At 64.9% G+C, this 17983-nt stretch carries 16 protein-coding genes and 1 pseudogene; 14 read left to right on the top strand and 3 right to left on the bottom strand.

The features are described 5' to 3' along the window. Window positions 1–375 (bottom strand): M20/M25/M40 family metallo-hydrolase (locus tag GEV05_02175; GenBank protein MPZ42211.1); only part of this gene is annotated, 375 nt, incomplete at its 3' end. A gap of 282 nt (window positions 376–657) precedes the next feature. Here GEV05_02175 and GEV05_02170 point away from each other — a divergent pair. From GEV05_02170 to GEV05_02155, 4 genes are read left to right on the top strand one after another with little or no spacing between them, the layout of a single operon-like run. After that, window positions 658–1674 carry a D-2-hydroxyacid dehydrogenase gene (locus GEV05_02170; GenBank protein MPZ42210.1) on the top strand — a complete coding sequence of 339 codons (1017 nt, stop codon included), beginning with the start codon at window positions 658–660 and terminating at the stop codon, window positions 1672–1674. A gap of 41 nt (window positions 1675–1715) precedes the next feature. Continuing rightward, complete coding sequence (locus GEV05_02165; protein ID MPZ42209.1) at window positions 1716–2699, top strand: tripartite tricarboxylate transporter substrate binding protein; 984 nt, start codon at window positions 1716–1718, stop codon at window positions 2697–2699. A 58-nt stretch (window positions 2700–2757) separates the two neighbouring features. Further along, window positions 2758–4200 carry a hypothetical protein gene (locus tag GEV05_02160; GenBank protein ID MPZ42208.1) on the top strand — a complete coding sequence of 481 codons (1443 nt, stop codon included), beginning with the start codon at window positions 2758–2760 and terminating at the stop codon, window positions 4198–4200. Next, on the top strand, window positions 3603–4892 hold the full coding sequence (locus GEV05_02155) for a hypothetical protein (GenBank protein ID MPZ42207.1): 1290 nt from the start codon (window positions 3603–3605) through the stop codon (window positions 4890–4892). The genes GEV05_02160 and GEV05_02155 overlap by 598 nt, the downstream gene beginning before the upstream one ends. 101 nt (window positions 4893–4993) lie before the next feature. On the opposite strand, the gene GEV05_02150 is transcribed toward GEV05_02155, so the two are convergent. Together GEV05_02150 and GEV05_02145 are read right to left on the bottom strand one after the other, a co-directional pair. Next, window positions 4994–5380, bottom strand: coding sequence for a DoxX family membrane protein (locus tag GEV05_02150; protein MPZ42206.1), 387 nt, complete (start codon window positions 5378–5380; stop codon window positions 4994–4996). Next, a complete protein-coding gene (locus GEV05_02145; GenBank protein ID MPZ42205.1) occupies window positions 5380–6003 on the bottom strand; it encodes a hypothetical protein in 624 nt (207 codons plus the stop codon). Before GEV05_02145 ends, GEV05_02150 begins: the two co-directional genes overlap by 1 nt. Here GEV05_02145 and GEV05_02140 point away from each other — a divergent pair. The 10 genes and pseudogenes from GEV05_02140 (at window position 5959) to GEV05_02095 (ending at window position 17977) form a co-directional block, all read left to right on the top strand. Beyond that, window positions 5959–6426 (top strand): selenoprotein B glycine/betaine/sarcosine/D-proline reductase, encoded by a 468-nt coding sequence (locus tag GEV05_02140; GenBank protein ID MPZ42204.1) that lies wholly within the window; start codon window positions 5959–5961, stop codon window positions 6424–6426. The two genes, GEV05_02145 and GEV05_02140, sit on opposite strands and share 45 nt — an antisense overlap. Window positions 6427–6453: 27 nt before the next feature. Continuing rightward, window positions 6454–7215, top strand: coding sequence for a hypothetical protein (locus GEV05_02135; protein MPZ42203.1), 762 nt, complete (start codon window positions 6454–6456; stop codon window positions 7213–7215). A gap of 139 nt (window positions 7216–7354) precedes the next feature. Continuing rightward, window positions 7355–10420 carry a DUF499 domain-containing protein gene (locus GEV05_02130; protein ID MPZ42202.1) on the top strand — a complete coding sequence of 1022 codons (3066 nt, stop codon included), beginning with the start codon at window positions 7355–7357 and terminating at the stop codon, window positions 10418–10420. Window positions 10421–10483: 63 nt separating this feature from the next. Next, window positions 10484–10735, top strand: a complete 252-nt coding sequence (locus tag GEV05_02125) for a type II toxin-antitoxin system prevent-host-death family antitoxin (GenBank protein ID MPZ42201.1) — start codon at window positions 10484–10486, stop codon at window positions 10733–10735. Continuing rightward, window positions 10732–11157: a PIN domain-containing protein gene (locus GEV05_02120; GenBank protein MPZ42200.1), complete on the top strand. Its 426-nt coding sequence runs from the start codon at window positions 10732–10734 to the stop codon at window positions 11155–11157. Before GEV05_02125 ends, GEV05_02120 begins: the two co-directional genes overlap by 4 nt. Further along, window positions 11158–11832 carry a DUF3780 domain-containing protein gene (locus GEV05_02115; protein MPZ42199.1) on the top strand — a complete coding sequence of 225 codons (675 nt, stop codon included), beginning with the start codon at window positions 11158–11160 and terminating at the stop codon, window positions 11830–11832. Continuing rightward, window positions 11829–14748 (top strand): annotated as a pseudogene (locus GEV05_02110) (DUF1156 domain-containing protein). The gene GEV05_02115 and the pseudogene GEV05_02110 overlap by 4 nt, the downstream one beginning before the upstream one ends. Beyond that, the gene (locus tag GEV05_02105) at window positions 14745–15020 is read left to right on the top strand and encodes a DUF4258 domain-containing protein (GenBank protein MPZ42198.1); all 276 of its coding nucleotides are present in this window, start codon (window positions 14745–14747) and stop codon (window positions 15018–15020) included. Before GEV05_02110 ends, GEV05_02105 begins: the two are co-directional and overlap by 4 nt. Next, the gene (locus GEV05_02100) at window positions 15017–15247 is read left to right on the top strand and encodes a YgiT-type zinc finger protein (GenBank protein ID MPZ42197.1); all 231 of its coding nucleotides are present in this window, start codon (window positions 15017–15019) and stop codon (window positions 15245–15247) included. Before GEV05_02105 ends, GEV05_02100 begins: the two co-directional genes overlap by 4 nt. Before the next feature lie 51 nt (window positions 15248–15298). Then, window positions 15299–17977 carry a helicase SNF2 gene (locus GEV05_02095; protein MPZ42196.1) on the top strand — a complete coding sequence of 893 codons (2679 nt, stop codon included), beginning with the start codon at window positions 15299–15301 and terminating at the stop codon, window positions 17975–17977. Window positions 17978–17983 lie beyond the last annotated feature (6 nt).

The raw sequence follows: 17983 nt of genomic DNA, 5'->3' as shown, positions 1-17983 counted from the left end.
GGAGCCGGGATGATTCGGATGCGCGCCGACGAACTCGCGCACAGCGGTCACGAAAGCGGCGAGCGAGCCTTTCATGTCCGCGGCGCCGCGCCCGTACAGCTTCCCGTCGCGGATCGTGGGCACGAACGGATCGCTGTCCCATTTCTCCCTCGGCCCGGTCGGCACGACATCGGTGTGGCCCGCCAAACAGACCAGCGGCCCGGCATCGCCGCGGCGCGCCCACAAGTTGGTCACGCCATTGCGTATCACGGTCTCGAAACGAAATCCGAGCGGCGCGAGCTGTTCGCGGATGAACTCCTGGCAGCCGCAATCATCGGGCGTGACGGACGGGCGGGCGATCAAAGCTTTGGCGAGATCGAGAGTCGTGATCGGCATGGCAGGAATACGACGGCGTTGGAGGCGTTGCGAGTATAGCGTGCGCGCGTGCGGCCCTAAGCCGGGCAGCGCACCAGACGAGACTGCTACAATCGACGCATCCCCCGATTGGCCCATCCGACGCATGCGAAGCTGCGTTCGTCGCGGGACAGCTGCGAGAAGCGAGACCGCCGTGCCACCATTCGATCGCTCGTTGTTGGCGAGCGCTGACATTTGCCCTGTTGATCTGTTTGCGCGCCATGACACCGTGCCTGCGCGCGCTCACCCGAGCCGGAGGCAGCCATGACGGAAGCCGCGGTGGCCGTCGGCGTGCTGGTCTCGGACCGGTTTCCCGCCGATCTGGCGCAGCGCTGCGAGCGCTACGCCGGGGGCATCGGCCGCAGGCTTGCCTGGATTCCTGTCCCCGCCGACCCCCAGGCGCGCGTGCCGGATGACCTTCTTCCCAGCATCCAGGTCGCCTTCTATACCAGCGACGTGTATGAGACCCGGCCACGCTCATTCTTTTCCGCGGTGCGCAAGGCGCCGAACCTGCGTTGGCTGCAGACGTTCAACGTCGGCGTCGACCATCCCATCTTCGCCGAACTGCTCGGCCGCGGTATCCGCGTCACCTCCGCCGCCGGCACTTCCGCCGTGCCGATTGCCCAGTCGGCCATCACCGGGCTGCTCATGCTGGCGCGCGGCTTTCCGGCCTGGATCAAGGCGCAGCAGGCCCATACCTGGCTGCAGTTCCGGGGTTCGACCGGACCGGCCGACCTGGCCGGACAGACGCTGTGCGTGCTCGGCATGGGCAGCATCGGCACCGAAATCGCCCGGCTCGGCCAGGCGCTCGGCCTGACGGTGATCGGCATCCGCCGCAGCGCGCGCACGCCTGCCGATCCGGTAGCCGAAATGCACACGCCCGAAGCGCTCGCTGGAATGCTGCCGCGCTGCAACTGGCTCGCCATCGCTTGTCCGCTGACCGCCGAGACGCGAAGACTCATCGACGGCCCGATGCTCGCCCGCCTGCCGCAAGGCGCCCGGGTGATCAACGTCGCCCGCGGCGAGATCGTGGACGAGGCCGCGCTCATCACAGCGCTTTCGGACGGACACCTCTCAGGGGCTTACCTGGACGTATTCGAAAAGGAGCCGCTGCCGCCGGAATCGCCGCTGTGGGATTTGCCGAACGTCATCGTCACACCGCATAACTGCGGCGCGTCCAGCGGCAACGACATTCGGGTACTGGCACTCTTCGGCGCCAACCTCGAACACTGGCTGAGCGGCCGGGCGCTCGTCAACGAGGTAAGCCCGAGATCCACGTAAGCACACACTCACTTACTCCGTATCGCCCGATACGGCTCAAAATGGAGGAAAGAATGGCAAGGTCTGCCCTGCTGCACATGGGTGCTGCCGCAATCATGGCGGCATCCGCATCACAAGCTTGGTCGCAGAACTATCCTGCCCGGACGGTACGCGTGGTTGTCCCGTACGCAGCCGGCGGCAACACCGACATCGTGACACGGCTGATCGCTCGGCACCTGTCCACCGACTGGGGTCAACAGGTGATCGTCGACAACCGGGCCGGCGGCGCAACCAATATCGGCTCCGAGCTGGTCGCCCGCGCTCAGCCCGACGGCTACACCCTGCTCATGGGCGGGGCGTCGAACGCGATCAACATGACGCTGTTCAAGAAGCCGCCGTACAGCACGTTGAAGGACTTCACCCCTGTCGTGCTCTGCACGGTGGGCGCGAATCTGCTCTCGGTTCATCCCTCGATTCCAGTCAAGAACCTGGGCGAGCTGATCGCGCTGGCCAAAGCCAAGCCGGGTCAGCTCAATTTCGCCTCGTCGGGTATCGGCTCGTCCAACCACATGGCGGGCGAGCTGTTCAAGCTGATGGCCAAGATCGACATCGCGCACGTGCCGTACAAGGGCAACAACCCGGCGCTCGCCGACCTGGTCGGCGGCCATATCGAGATGGGATTCGCGGGCATCACCGCGCAGGTCCCGCTGATGAAGGCCGGCAAGCTCAGAGGCATCGCCCTGAGCAGCAAGGAGCGCTTTCCCGCCGTCCCGGAAATTCCCACCTTCAACGAGTCCGGCGTGCCGGGCTACGAGAGCAGCACCTTCTTCGGTCTGCTCGCACCGAGCGGCACGCCCGCCGACATCGTACGCAAGGTCAACGCGGACGTAGCCAAGGTTCTCGCCCGCCAGGACGTCCGCGATCGGCTGACCGAAGGCGGCCAGATCACGGGCGGCGCTCCGAGCGAGCAGTTCGACAAGTTCTTGCGCGACGAAGTCGCCAAGTATGCGAAGGTGATCAAGGTGGCCAAGGTGCCGTTGCAGTAAGGTCGCCGTTGCCCCAGGGCATGGTTTTCGCGGCGCACGGCGTTTTCATGTGCACGCCATGATCCTGAACTCTCCGGAGTTCTCCCGCCTGCTGAACCCGCGCGCCGTCGCCGTCGTCGGCGCGTCGGCCGATCCGGACCGCATCGGCAGCCAGCCGGTGCGGTTTCTCACCGAATACGGATTCGCCGGCCAGGTCTATCCGGTCAATCCGAAATACGCCGAGCTCGCCGGCATCCCCTGCTACCCCGACCTGGCTTCGGTGCCCCAGCCGTGCGATGTGGCGATCATTGCCGTGGCCGCGCGGCACGTCGCGGCCACCATTGTCCAGTGCGGCGAGGCCAGGATTCCGTTCGCCATCGTGTTCTCCGCCGGGTTCCGCGAGATCGGGGGCGAGGGAATCGCCCTGGAGCAGGGCCTCAAGGCGGCGATCGCCGCGAGCGGCGTGCGCGTGGTCGGCCCCAATTGCATCGGCATCATGAACGTTCCCGGCCGCGCCTACATGGGCTTCGGCCCCGGGTTCCGCAACCCCGACCTGCGCCAGGGTCCGGTCGCATTCGTTTCCCAAAGCGGCGGCTTCGCCTTCAGCGCGGTGGGGCTGGTCGACGCGCAGGGTATCGGCTTTCGCTACGTTGTTTCGGGCGGCAACGAGGCGGATCTCGGCACGCTCGATTTCCTCGATCACTTCCTCGATCGCGACGACGTCGAAGTGGTCGTGACTTATATCGAAGGCATCGCCGACGGGCGGCGGCTGCGCGCGATCGGCCGCAAGGCGTTGGAGAAACGCAAGCCCATCCTGGTCTGGAAAGCCGGCAACACCGGCATCGGCCGCACCGCCGCCACGTCGCACACGGCCAGCATGACCGCCGACTACAAGCTCTATCGCGCGGCGTTCCACGAAGGCGGATTCGTCGAGGTTCGCGACTCGGACGATCTCGCGGATTGCATCCGCGCCTTCCTGGGTCGCAAGCTGCCGCGCGGGAACCGCATTGCGCTGCTCACCACCTCGGGTGGGTCGGGGGTACTCATGGCCGATCGCTGCGACGAGCTAGGGCTCGTGCTGCCGCCGCTGCAGCCCGGGACGCTGGAGCGGCTGCGAGCCATCATGCCGGCGTTCTCGAGCTTCGCCAATCCGGCCGATTTCACCGCGCAGCTCTCGGGCAACTACAAGCTCTTCAACGAGGGGCTGCGCATCGTGCTCGACGATCCGAACGCGGACCAGGTCGTCATCCGCTATGGCGCGGTGCAGGGCAGGGCGGCAACTCGCAGCTGTGGGCGAAAGATCTGGCGCAGGCGTGCGCGACCACCGCGAAGCCGGTCCTGGTCGTTTGGGGCCGGCCGCCGGATCCGGCCGCGGAATCGCTCGCGATCCTCGCCGAGCAGCGCATTCCCTGGTGTCTCACCCCCGCGCGCACGGCGCATGCCGCCGGGGTACTGCACCAGTTCTCGGCCAAGATCGCCTCGCTGCGCGCGGTCAATCGCGTGCGGCCGCTGGAGCGGGTAGCGCTCGAGCTTCCGGCCGGAGTAGGCCCGCTCGGGGAATACCGTTCCAAGCGGCTGCTCGCGGCCTACGGGATTCCGTGCGTCGACGAAGTGCTGATTCCGGTCGAGCGGCTGGGCGATCTCGCCGGATTGCGGCTGCGCTTCCCGGTCGCGGTCAAGATCGAATCGCCGGACCTCCCGCACAAGACCGAGGCGGGTGCGGTCAGGCTCGGGGTGGGCGATTTGCCCTCGCTCGAACGCGCCGCGCAGGAAGTGATCGCCGCCGCGAGGGCGTTCACTCCCGCCGCGCGGATCGAAGGGGTGATCGTGGCCGAGATGGTGTCGGGCCTCGAGTGCATCATGGGCGCGGTCTGCGATCGCTACTTCGGCCCCGTGGTGCTGTTCGGCGTGGGCGGCATCACGACCGAGCTGATCAAGGACGTCGCGTACCGGTTCGCACCGTTCGATGCACAGACGGGCCGCGAGATGATCGAGGATATTCGCCTCGCGCCGCTGTTCAAGGGCTACCGGGGCCGCCCGGCGCTCGATGTCACGGCGCTCGCCGGCGCATTGTCCCGGCTGTCATGGCTCATCGCCGACCATGCGGATCGGATCGCGGAGATCGACGTGAATCCGCTTTTCGTCCGGGCCGATGGACAAGGGGTGGCCGCAGCCGACGCGCTGATCGTGACCCATTCTGCGGCCGCGCACTGATCGGCAGCGCGGTGCCCGGCGACGCCCGGCTCGTTGATCACTTCCGCACCGAACGAACACGCCGCAGCCGTTGCTAGCGGTCCGCGTGGCGGCGCCGCGGCTCAGCGCACGTTCTGCAACAGCAGCAGCAAGCCGGCCACGACGCCCGAGTTGTTCAGAAAATTGATGCGGCTCGCATTGCGCCGCTGCGGATCGGCGAACTGCCAGAAGCGATGGAAGATCGCGGTTGCGGCCACCGTGAAGATGAGCAGGCACAGGGCGCCCGCGGGCGCGAAGCGCTCGGTAAGCAGCAGCGCGCAGCCGGTAAATTGAATCGCGAGCCCCATCCAGAACGCGAATGCGGGCGACGGCGTGCCGAGATCGCGCATCCGATCGATGTGCGAGCGGACCTGGTGCGCAGCGAGATTGCACAGGCCGGCGATCAGGAAGTAGCCGATGAACACTAGCCGCCCGGCGGTGTCGAGCCAGGCGCCTTCGAGCAAGCCCATCAGGCGGCGGCGCCGATCATTCGACCTTGGCGCCGATCTTGCGGGCGATCTTTCTCGTACTTCGCAACCTCGCGCCCGATGAACGCGCCGAACTCTGCCGGCATGCCGTTGGAATTGGTCTGCGCAATCGGCTGGATGTCCTTCAACGCATCATATGGGACCTTCATCATGCTGCGATTGATCGCCAGGCCCCCGATATTGCCGTAGCCGAGCGTGTAGCCGTCGGGCGCGGCGCGCACCACCATGTTGATGCCGATCGTGAGCGCGCCGCCCGGCCGATTGTCGACCACGATCTGCTGGCCGAGAATGCGCGTCAATTCGGCCGCGATGATGCGCGCCGAGGTGTCCGAGGCGCTGCCGGGCGCCTGCGGCACGATGTAGCGCAGCGGACGGTCGGGATACTGCGCCGCGATGCTCCCGGATGAGCCCAGCGCCGGTGCGACAGCTAGAGCCGTGCGCCTGGACCTCGATGCAGCCGCCATGTTTTGCTCCTCCTCGATACGCAGGTCGGTCGGCACGAAGCCTAACATCGCCATGCCATAATGGCCTAGTCCGCAATCTTTGGGAACGACAGAACGATGGCACGCCTGTCCGAATTGCCCGACTTCGAGCGCGAGCATCATCTCGCCAAGATCCGCGACCTGCCGGACTTCGGCCCGACGCCCTGGGCCGCGGGACCGCGCCTCGCCGAGCGCCGCGTCGCCATCGTCACCACGGCCGGTCTGCAGCGGCGCGACGACATCCCGTTCGCAGCGGGCAGCGCCGATTACCGCGTCATTGCCGCCGATACACCGGCCGCCGACATCGTCATGAGCCACGTGTCGGTCAACTACGATCGCACCGGATTCCAGGAAGACGTAAACGTTGTCTTTCCGCTCGACCGCTTGCGCGAGTTTGCGGCCGAGGGCGTGATCGGATCGGTCGCCGCGTTTCATTACTCGTTCATGGGGGCCGCTTCGATTCGGGCGATGGAGGCCAAGGCGCAGGAATTGGCCGGGCTGCTCGAGAGGGATCGCGTCGACGCGGTCCTGCTATCCCCGGTCTGACCGAACTGCACGTGCGCCGTTGGCGCAGTGGGCCACTACCTCGAACGCAAAGGCGTGCCCACCGCGCAGGTGAGCCTCATCCGCGAGCAGACGGCGGCGATCGGGCCGCCGCGCGCGCTGTGGGTGCCGTTCATGCTCGGGCGCCCGTTCGGCGTACCGAACGACCCGGCGTTCCAGCGCCGTGTGCTGTTGCGCTTGCTGTCACTCTTCGAAGCCGCTAGCGGCCCGGTGCTGGAAGACTTTCCCGAGGACGTGCCGGCCGATCCGGGCGATGCCCAAGGCTATGTGTGTCCGGTGAGCTTCGAGCGCCCGGCACGCGAACGCGGGGCCGAGGACATGGCCGGCGCGCTTATTGACGAGATTGCGCAGCTCGCGCCATGGCACGATCGAGCGAGGCGCCGGCGCGGACGCAGCACCGTCGGCATCGCCGGCATGCCGATCGAGGAATCGGGACGGCTGATCGCGATTTTCCTTCGCGGCGAACCGGTAACGAATCTCCGGCCGGATGTTGCGCTCGGTACGCTGCTCAAGCGCTGCTGCGACGACGTCAAGGCCTACTATTTCGAGGCGGCCGGGGCGCAACCTGGACAGCTTTCCGCACGCGCCATCGATCGATGGTTCTGGCGCGATACCGCCGCCGGGCGCGTTTTCCTGCACCTACACGAAGTCGGACGTGCGCATTCCGACAAATCGGTCGTGACCTTCGTGGAGCGATCGCTCGTGCCGCGGGCGGTTCAACAGATCGCCGCTTCGGACCCGGATTTAGCGCATCGCACCCCTTTTCGCTAGTCCGCGTGCCGTTCAGCAGCAGCCGCCACTTCCTACATCGTCAAAGCACGCGCCGCGATACCCGGCTTATCGCTTCGTGTGTGCCACGAAGCCTCTGATAAGCTACTCGGCGATGGAAAGTGGCCGTCAGGGAGTGCCCATGAAAACACTCAAGAGCGGTTGCAAACCGCGCTCATCCGTCTTCGATTCCGCTCGCCGCGACACCGTTCTCGACTTGAGCGACCTCGTGCAGGACCGGATCGATCCCGCCGAGTTCTTTGCTGAGAACTACACCACAGAGGGCATGAAGATCCTCCTGACGGAGGCCTTCCGGCGCCTGGAAGGCAAATCCGAGCAAGGCATCTTCAAGCTCACGCAGGCAATGGGCGGCGGCAAGACGCACAACCTGCTCGCACTCGGTCTGCTGGCAAAGCACCCCGGCTTCCGAACGTCGGTCATGTCGAGCTTCTACTCTCCGGGCAAGGAACTCGGCTCGGTTCGAGTCGTGGCCTTTTCCGGACGGGAGAGTGACGCACCGTACGGCATCTGGGGCGCGATCGCGGACCAGTTGGGCAAGCGGGATCTTTTCAAGGACTACTACACCCCGCTGTCGGCACCGGGTCAGTCGGCCTGGATCAACCTGCTCAAAGGCGATCCGGTCGTGATCATGGTGGACGAGCTGCCGCCCTACTTCGTGAACGCGAAGGCCAAGGCCGTCGGCAATTCGGATCTTTCAGTCGTCACCGCGACCGCGCTTTCGAACCTGCTCGTGGCGCTGGGCAAGGAGGAGCTCAAGAACTGCGTCCTTGTCATTACGGATCTCACCACCTCCTACCAGGCCGGCACGCAGCAGATTGTCTCGGCCCTCTCCGACCTGCAACGCGAAACGGGTCGCAGCGCCATGGATCTGGAGCCGGTTCGCATGAACACGGACGAGTTCTATCAGATCCTGCGCAAGCGAATCTTCGAAGCGCTGCCACCGAAGGAAGACATCGCCGAGGTCGCCCAAGGCTATGCCAAGGCTGTTCGCGACGCTCGGCAGATGGACGTAACCAACGCGTCACCCGAGCAGTTCGCGCAGAGGATCGTCGAGTCGTACCCGTTTCACCCGGCAATCCGGGACCTCTATGCCCGCTTCAAGGAAAACCCGGGATTCCAGCAGACGCGCGGTCTGATCCGCTTGATGCGAATCGTCACGGCAAGGCTCTGGCAGAAGGGCGCGGAGAATCGTTATCTCGTCGCTGCCCACGACGTCGACTTGAATGATCGTGAGACGCTCACCGAGGTCAATCAGATCAACCCGACTCTCGAATCGGCTATCGCGCACGACATCGCATCCAACGGGCAGGCCGTCGCCGAGATCATGGATGCGAATCTCGATGGCAGCGATTCAGGCGACGTTGCACGGCTTCTTCTCGTCTCCTCGCTCGCAAACATTCCCGGTGCTACCAGAGGGCTCGCGATTCCGGAGATCATCGCCAACCTCTGCGCGCCGGGTCGCGACGTTTCCAAGCTCAAGAACGAAGTCATCGGCCGCTTTCTCACCGCCGCCTGGTACTTGCACACAACTGGCGAAGGCCGGTTGTTCTTCCGCAATGTCCAGAACCTCGTCGCCCGGCTGAAGACGACGGCAGATGCCTATCTTCGCGACCAGTCGATCCGGGAGCTCAAGGGCCAGTTGAGCGAGATGTTCAAGCCGGAGGCCGGCTGGTGCTACCAGAGGCTGGAGGTCCTGCCTCCTATCGACGAGCTCGACATTACCCAAGATCGCGTCACGCTGGTCATCACCGAGCCGCACGCGCAGGGGCTGCATCCGGACTTGAAGAGCTATTTCGAGCAACTGACCTTCCGCAACCGGATCTGCTTCCTCACGGGGCAGCGCAACTTCGACGCACTGTTGAACTCCGCTAAGGAGTTGAAGGCCATCAATCAGATCATCGCCGAACTGATCGCGGAAGGGACTCCGGACCAGGATCCCCAGATCGTCCAGGCGCGCGACCTGCTCGATCGCATTCGCACGCAGTTTCTGTCCGCCACGCGCGAGACCTTTACAACCTTGCACTTCCCGGTCAGCGATCGCCTGATGACTGCCGACTTTCTCATGGAATTCACGTCGAATCGCTACCACGGCGAGGAGCAGGTCGCGAAGACCCTGCAGGCCAAACAGAAGTACACGGACGACATCGCGGGCGACACGTTCCGCCAGAAATGCGAGCAGCGCCTATTCACGCAGAAGGCGATGTTGTGGTCGGAGATCAAGCGGCGCGCCGCGATGAACCCGGCCTGGCAATGGCACAAGGCCGACGCGCTCGACAAGCTCAAGGAGGACTGCGTTCACAAGGAACTCTGGCGCGAGAGCGGCGCGTACGTCGAGAAGGGCCCGTTTCCGCTGCCGGACACGTCGGTCAAGGTGCAAGTGCTCAACCGCGACCTCGAGACCGGGCATTGCAAGCTGCGCGTGACGCCGATCAATGCCGACATCCTGTTCGCAGAAGTCGGCGGCAAGGCGACCACCGCCTCGCACAAGCTCGACGGGCGCGACTACGCGACCGGTGCGCTCGAAGTCTCGTTTCTCGCCATGGATTCCGGCGGCAAGTACAACACCGGCGACCCTGTTCCCTGGCGTAATACGATCACGTTGCGCTCGCGCGTCTACCACAGCGGCGATGACAAAATGCTGGAGCTGCGCGCCGCACCCCCCGCGGCCATCCGCTACACGACCGACGGCTCCGAGCCCCGCAGTTTCGGGGCAACATACGAGGCGCCGTTCGTCATCCCCAAAAGCACCCGGTTGGTGCTCGCCGCCGCGGAGAAGAACGGGGTTCAATCGGACGTGCTGCGCGTCGACATCGATTGGAACGAGCAGCCTGGCGAGCGCCCGATCGATCGGGAAAAGCCTGCGCTGTGGCGGCCGCAGCACGGTTTCGAGCTTTCGACGACGCGGGCATCCTACGGCTTCATCGCCCGGCTCAGACAATTCGAGGCCGAAGCGGGAAGCGTATCCATCCGGATCCTCGGCACACAGTGGGTCGAGTTCGCGCTGGAGGATTCGATCCGTGTGAACGGCGCGCGCATGGAACAAGCGGTCGAGTACCTGCGTTCCTTCGTCGCCGAAGGCGAAGTCAATCTGGTCGCCCGCTACGTGGCGTTTCCGACCGGACAGCAGTTGCTCGATTACGTCGAGGAGGTGAAGGCCACGTTGGTGCGCGACGAAGTCCAGCAGTGACGTTGAACCCGGCCTGCGGGTCCCCTATACTGGCCAGACTAGCCAGATGAACAGGAAGCCGCAATGACTCGCTGGCAACTGCAGGAAGCGAAGAACCAGCTGTCCGAAGTCGTACGCAAGGCTCAGGAAGAAGGTCCGCAGGTGATCACCCTGCGAGGCACCGATGCCGTGGTCGTGCTCGCTGCGAAGGACTACAAACGGCTGTCCCGCCGCCCACGCGGCAGCCTGGTGCAGTTCCTGCGCAACTCCCCCCTCGCCGACGTCGCACTCGATCTCGAGCGCAGCCGGGACAGCGGCCGTGCGGTCTTGCTGTGAGCTGGTTGCTGGACACCTGCGTGATCTCCGAGCTCGTCAGGCCCGAACCCGCTGCGCAGGTCGTCGCCTGGGTCGATTCGTGTGAAGAGGAGACCTTGTTCCTGAGCGCGATTACCCTGGGCGAGCTGGAGAAAGGTATAGCCAAGCTGCCCGCGTCGGCGCGGCGCGCACGGCTCGAAAGCTGGATCCGTCGGGACCTTCCCGAGCGATTTCAGGGCCGCATCCTGCCGGTGGACGAAACCGTTGCAACCCGTTGGGGCGCGGTCTCGGGTGCAGCCGAGATTCGAGGCACCCCCCTGCCGGTCATCGACGCCTTGATCGCCGCGACCGGCATGGCGCACGATCTGACCGTGGTGACGCGCAACACAGCCGACTTCGCGCGCTGCGGCGCGCGCTGCTTCGATCCCTGGAGCGAAAGTTAGATGCCCGCCTCGCGTTCGACCCGGCCGGTGACGCAAGAGGCACCTGTGGGCTTCGGCTTCAACCCCGACGAATCCACCCATCATTTCCTGGTAACGATCCCGGCCGGCAATCGACAGGAGGTTCTCATTTCTGAGCACTACCGCTGGGACGCGGCGTCCGGCAGCGGAACCATCACCTTCGCCGATGGCGTGGATGACGGCAAGCTGCGCGTGAGCCTCGACCGGGGCAAGTGGAACGCGATCGCCGACGAGGTGCGGGTCGAGTTCAACCGGCGGCTCAAGCGCCAGGGCTTATCCGCGGGCATATGGAAGACTGGCGGCAACCCACTGTCGCGCCTGCTCGGCAAGGAGCTGGTGCTGCTCGCCTGGGCAGTCGAAGACGCCGACCCCGTTCTGATCCCGACGGCCATGCGCAACTGGGCCGGGCTCGCGCCGGAAGAGCGGTGGTGGCTTTACACGATGACCAACGCTGCGACCGGGCACGCCGTGCACGGGCGCGGCAAGGGTTGGCGCAAGGCGGTGCGGTTCGCCCTGACCGAGAACCCGGTCGGTCATGCGCATCACGAGCCGCCACCACATGTTTTCCGGCTGCTCGCGGAATCCGACCGCGACGACATGCCATCGCTCACCGTGCCAAAGGCCACGCGGCGGACCCGTAAAACCGTCCGCTCATGACCGCGCCGTCGTCCGAAGCACGCAGCTTCATCGAAGCGCAATTCCCGGTTTCAAAGCTTTCGAAAGAAAGCTACAAGGAGCGCTCGGGAAAGCAGAGCCAGACGCTCACCGGCTTAGGTAAGTGGTGGGGCCGCAAGCCCCTGGTGCTGGTGCGCGCCATCATCCTCGGGCTGTTGTTACCAGCGACCGACGATCCGAAGAAGGATCGGGAAGTCTTCCTGCAGCTCATGACGATGGACCCGGAAGGGCTGTGGCGGCGTAAGAGCAAGTCGATCCCATTGCGTGAGGTCTACGCGCGCCTTAAGCCCGAGGAGCGCGCCGAGTGGTTCCAGGCCGGCTGCGATCCGGCCGCGCCGAAGTACAAGAAGGGCAAAGCGCGCGAGGCGCGCGAAGTCGTGCAGCAACTCGCCTTCTCGCGCATGAGCTACGACGAGAAGCTCGAATGGTGCGATCGCCCCGAGCATATCGACGGGCCTTCGGAACAGGCCTGGCAGGCGATCAACGCGCATCTCGGCACCCGTGGCAGATCGCTGCCGGACCTGGTGCGCGAGCTCGGCGAACGCCGCTTCGGCCATGTCCCGCGCGTTGGGGACGCCTTCTGCGGCGGCGGCAGCGTGCCGTTCGAGGCGGCGCGCCTGGGCTGCGATGCCTATGGCTCGGATCTCAATCCGGTCGCCGCGCTGCTCACCTGGGGCGCGCTCAACATCATCGGCGGCGGGCCGGACATTGCCGAGCGCGTGCGCAAGGCGCAGGCGGAAGTCTATGCTGCCGTCGACCGGCAGATCACGGAATGGGGGATCGAGCACAACGAAGCCGGCGATCGGGCGGATGCCTATCTCTATTGCACCGAAACCCGCTGCCCCGAGTGTGGCTGGATGGTGCCGATGGCGCCTTCCTGGGTGATTGGTGAAAAGAAGTACACGATCGCCACGCTGGTGCCGAATGCGCAGCATGAGCGTTTTGCCATCGAGATCCATCAGGGCGTATCCAAGGCGGAGCTCGATGCCGCCAGGCGCGCCGGCACGACCAAGGATGCGCGCCTGCACTGCCCACACTGCACGAGCTCGACCCCGATCGCGGCGATCCGCGGCGATCGGCGCGGGGGCGAAGACGCCAAATACGGGCTCAGGTTATGGGAGAACGACGACCTCGTGCCGCGCCCGGACGACATGTTCCAGGAACGCTTGTACTGCATTCGTTATATCCATACCTGGGTCGATGCCGACGGCAAGCCCCAGCAGGAGCGCTATTACATCGCCCCGACCGAAGCCGATCTCGTACGCGAGCAACGAGTGCTGGACTTGCTTCGCGAACGTTTTTTCGACTGGCAGGTGCAGGGGTTTTTGCCGAGTCGGCGGATCGAGCCCGGCGACGAAACGACACGCTTAATGCGGGAGCGAGGTTGGACGCATTGGCACCAGTTGTTTACCCCGCGCCAGCTCCTCGCCCTCGGATTAATGGGGAAAAATGTTGCTCGGTTCTACGATCAGCCCATTGAAGCCGCAGCGGCGATGTTTGGATTGTCTCGCTCTGCTGACTACAACTCACTACAACTCACGTCTTTGTCGTTGGCATCCCCGTACCGTTGGCGACAAATCCGAACAGACATTCAGTAACCAGGCATTGAACACCTTGGCAACGTATGCCGGTCGAGGGCTTACTGGACTCGCCGAGGCCTACGTTCTTGATCTGGCATGCACTCAGCTGCCGCGGACGGGGGAAACATCAGCTGCGGACGCGAGAGCGGTGCCGTTTGATGCGGACTGCTGGATCACAGACCCGCCATATGCAGACGCGATCAACTACCACGAGCTTTCCGAGTATTTTCTTGCCTGGCAGGAACGGCACCTGGCGCGACTGTTCCCCGACTGGCCATCCGATAGTAGACGCGCCCTAGCGATTCGTGGTGACGCATCGGCGTTTCGCGAAGCCATGGTGGAGTGCTACAGAAATCTGGCTGAGCACATGCAGCCCCAGGGCTCGTTGGTCGTGATGTTCACCCATCAGGACGCTGGCGTCTGGGCCGATCTCGCATTGATACTCTGGGCAGCAGGCTTGCGGGTCACGTCCGCGTGGACCATCGCCACAGAAACCGAATCCGCGCTGAAGGAAGGCAACTACGTCCAAGGCACCGTGCTCATGGTGTTGCGCAAGCAGACGTCCGACGAAGTGGCGTTCCTCGACGAGATCGCGCACCAGGTCGAGTCCGAGGTCGAGGTGCAACTGCGCGATATGCTGGCGCTGGAAGACGAACGCGACCCGAACTTCTCCGACAGCGACTACCAGCTCGCCGCCTACGCCGCGGCGCTGCGAGTACTGACCCGCTATCGCAGCATCCAGGATCTCGACGTTGCCAAGGAGCTCGCCCGACCGCGCCGCGGCGGCGAGAGGTCCCCGATCCAGCCGATCATCGAGGATGCGGTGCGCACCGCGAGCAATTACCTCATCCCCAAGGGCTTCCCTGCACATCTGTGGAAGCGACTCACCGCCGAAGAGAAGTTCTACCTGAAGGGCCTGGACGTGGAACGGCATGGCGAGTTCAGGAGCGGCGTGTACCAGGAGTTCGCGCGCGGCTTCGGCGTGCGCGAGTATCAACCCTTGCTCGCCTCCGGCCAGGCGAACCGCACGCGCTTGAAAACGGCTTCCGAGTTCGTGCGCCGGGAGTTGGGCGGCGCCGGGTTCGCGGGCTCGCTCGTACGCAACGTCCTGTTCGCCGTCTACCGCGTCTGCGATTCCGACGAAGCGCGCGAAGGCTTGCGCTGGCTACGCGACGAGGTCAAGCCGAGCTACTGGGACAGCCGTGAGGCCATCTGCGCCATCCTGCGCTTCCTCGCCGGCTTGCCTATCCCACACTGGGAACAGGATGCCGAGGCCGCGCGGCGGCTGGCCGGCTCGGTCGAGAACGACCACGTATGAGGCTCACCTTCCGCGCCCACGCCTTGCGGCGCATGTTCGAGCGCAGCGTTTCCGTCGACGACGCGCGCGACGTACTTGGCTCGGGCGAAACCATCGCGGACTACCCAAACGATACGCCCTATGCGAGCCGGCTCATGCTCGGCTGGAGCAAGGGCAGGCCCTTGCATGTAGTCGCGGCCTATAATCCAAGCGACGACGAGACGATCGTCATCACCGTGTACGAACCCGATCCTGCGCTGTGGGAAGCGGACTTCCGGAGCAAGCGGCCATGATGTGCATCGTGTGCAAGCAGGCAGAAACCCGCGCGGGCGTGACCACAGTGACGCTGGAGCGCGACGGTGCGACGCTGGTCTTCAAGGACGTCCCAGCGCAGGTGTGTCCGAACTGTGGGGAAGACTACGTCGACGCGTCCGTCTCGGATGCCTTGCTGCGCTCGGCCGAGGCGATGGCGGCAGCGGGCACGCAGGTCGATGTGCGCCGGTTTCCCGCCGCGGTATAAGTCGGATCGCGACGCACGAGCGGGATTGATCGTGCCGCACTCGCGCGCGCCTTGAATCGCTTCTCTTCGCGCCGGCAGCCGCTCGACGCGAGCTTTCTCGCGCCGCGCCTCGCCGGCGCGCGCTCATATGACCGGATCGCCGGCTACTTTTCTTCCTCGATACTGGAGGTCGCCGGCGAAGCGTTGGAGTCGGCGCAAGGGCCGATCCGGTTGATCTGCAACTCCGGCCTCGATGCCCAGGATGTCGTGACGGCGAAAGCGGCTCAGGCGGCGTTGCGGCAGGAGTGGTGCGGATCTCATCCAGAAAACCTCGGTGAGGGCGCCAAACATCGGTTCGCACGGCTATACCGGTTCCTGGCAAGCCGCCGGCTGGAAGTCCGCGTGCTGCCGGACGAACGGTTCGGATTGATCCATGGCAAAGCCGGCGTCATCACGCTCGCCAACGGTGGCAAGACCGCGTTCATGGGTTCGGCGAACGAAACCTTCTCTGCCTGGAAGCTCAATTACGAGCTGGTATGGGAGGACGACTCACCTGACGCCGTCGCGTGGGTGCAGGAAGAGTTCGACGCGCTGTGGGGCTCGCTCTTCGCGGTGCCGTTGGCGGAATTCGTGGTCGAGGATGTCGGGCGGCTCGCGCGCCGGGAAGTGGTCCATTCCATCGAGAAATGGCGCGAGGCCCCCGAGCCTGCCGCGGCGGTGATCGAAAGCCCGGTCTACCGCGAGCACGTCGGCCTGTGGGCGCATCAGAAGCATTTCGTCAAGCTCGCCTTCGACGCCCATCGTGGGCCCTTCGGTGCCCGCTTCGTCCTGGCCGATCAAGTCGGTCTGGGGAAGACCCTGCAGTTGGCTATCACCGCGGAGCTGATCGCGCTGACCGGCGACAAACCGATCCTGGTGCTCGCGCCCAAGCCGCTCGTCTGGCAGTGGCAAGACGAGCTCGCCAACCTGCTCGACCTGCCGGCCGCGGTCTGGGACGGGAGACAATGGGTCGATGAAGCAGGCATCGAGCACCCGAGCGCCGGGCCGGAATCAATCCGCAAGTGTCCGCGACGTATCGGAATCGTATCCACCGGCCTCGTCACTCGCCGCTCGGAGGTGACCGACTACCCGGCACACATGGACTTCGACTGCGTGATCGTGGACGAAGCCCACCGCGCACGACGCAAGAACCTCGCGTCCGGCCAGGAGTACGACGCCGCCCAGCCAAACAATCTGCTCGCATTCGTGCGCGAAATATCGCCGCACACGCGCAGCCTGCTGCTGGCCACGGCAACGCCGGTGCAGCTTCATCCGATCGAGGCTTGGGATCTGCTCGATGCCCTCGCCTGCGGCAGCGATGCCGTCCTCGGTGCCTACGGTGCGCCCTGGCGCAGGCCCAGACAAGCGCTGGAATTGGTAATGGGCGAAGTGCCGCCGCCGGTCGAGGAGTTGGTGCAGTGGGAGTGGCTGCGCAATCCCTTCCCACCTGCTACCGAGGGCGTTGATTACCGGATCCTGCGCCAATCGCTACGTTTGTCTGACACGGACGCCGTCGCGCCCGGCGGTGCCTTCCAAAACTTGCCGGCGCCGGACCGCGCCCGGATCGGCAGGATATTTCCGCGCTTCCTGGAAGGCTCGAACCCGATTATTCGACACATCGTACTGCGTACCCGCAGCTATCTGGAGAGCGAGGTGGATCCGGAGAGCGGCGAACCCTACCTCAAGCCGGTCAAGGTCAACCTCCATGGCGAGGGCGACGACGAAGCGATCAAGCTGCCGCCTTTCCTGCAGGACGCTTATGTCCACGCCAACGAATTCTGTCGTTTGCTCGGGACACGCACGAAGAGCGGCTTCTTCCGGACGCTGCTGTTGCGCCGGGTCGGCAGCAGCATGGAGGCGGGCCGCCTGACCGCGGAAAGAATCCTGCAGAATTGGGTCGATATCGAGGAGGATGACGACGAGGAAGAGAACGACCTCGTCGGCCAGATGAAGACCCTGACGCCGGACGAACGCGCCGAGCTGCAACGCTTCATGCGCTCGCTGGAAGCGAACCGCGAGCGGGATCCGAAATACCACATCGTCCGCGACCTTCTCGTCGACCGGCGCTGGCTCGAGTCGGGATGCATCGTATTCAGCCAGTACTTCGACTCGATCTGGTGGCTGGCGAACCAGCTCACCAGGGAACTGCCCGACGAGGACATTGGCGTATACGCGGGCGCCAGCCGCTCGGGCATCATGCGCAAAGGCGTATTCGCGCGGGAAACACGCGAAGAGCTCAAGGCGCAAGTGCGCAAGGGTCGCCTGCGGCTCATCCTCGGCACCGACGCTGCCTCGGAAGGACTGAACCTCCAGCGCCTCGGTACATTGGTGAATTTCGATTTGCCGTGGAATCCCTCGCGGCTCGAACAGCGCAAAGGCCGCATTCAGCGCATCGGCCAGATCCGCGACAGTGTGGAGATCTACAACATGCGCTATGCCGGCTCGGTCGAGGATCGCGTGCATGCGCTCCTCTCGCAGCGGCTCAAGGACATCTCCGCACTCTTCGGCCAGATCCCCGACGTTCTCGAAGACGTCTGGGTTAACGTCGCTCTCGGCGACATGGCCCGGGCACAGAAGACAATCGACGCTGTGCCGCGGCAACATCCGTTCAAGCTTCGCTACCACCGGGTGGAGAAGGTAGAGTGGGAATCTTGCGCGCAGGTGCTCAACTCGGTCGAGCGGAAGGCGTTCTTGTCGACGGGGTGGACGTAGGCAGAT

This window comes from Betaproteobacteria bacterium (genome assembly GCA_009377585.1).
Taxonomy (GTDB): domain Bacteria; phylum Pseudomonadota; class Gammaproteobacteria; order Burkholderiales; family WYBJ01; genus WYBJ01.
Note: the sequence above shows the minus strand (reverse complement) of the source record. Positions and strands in the feature narration are given on the sequence as shown.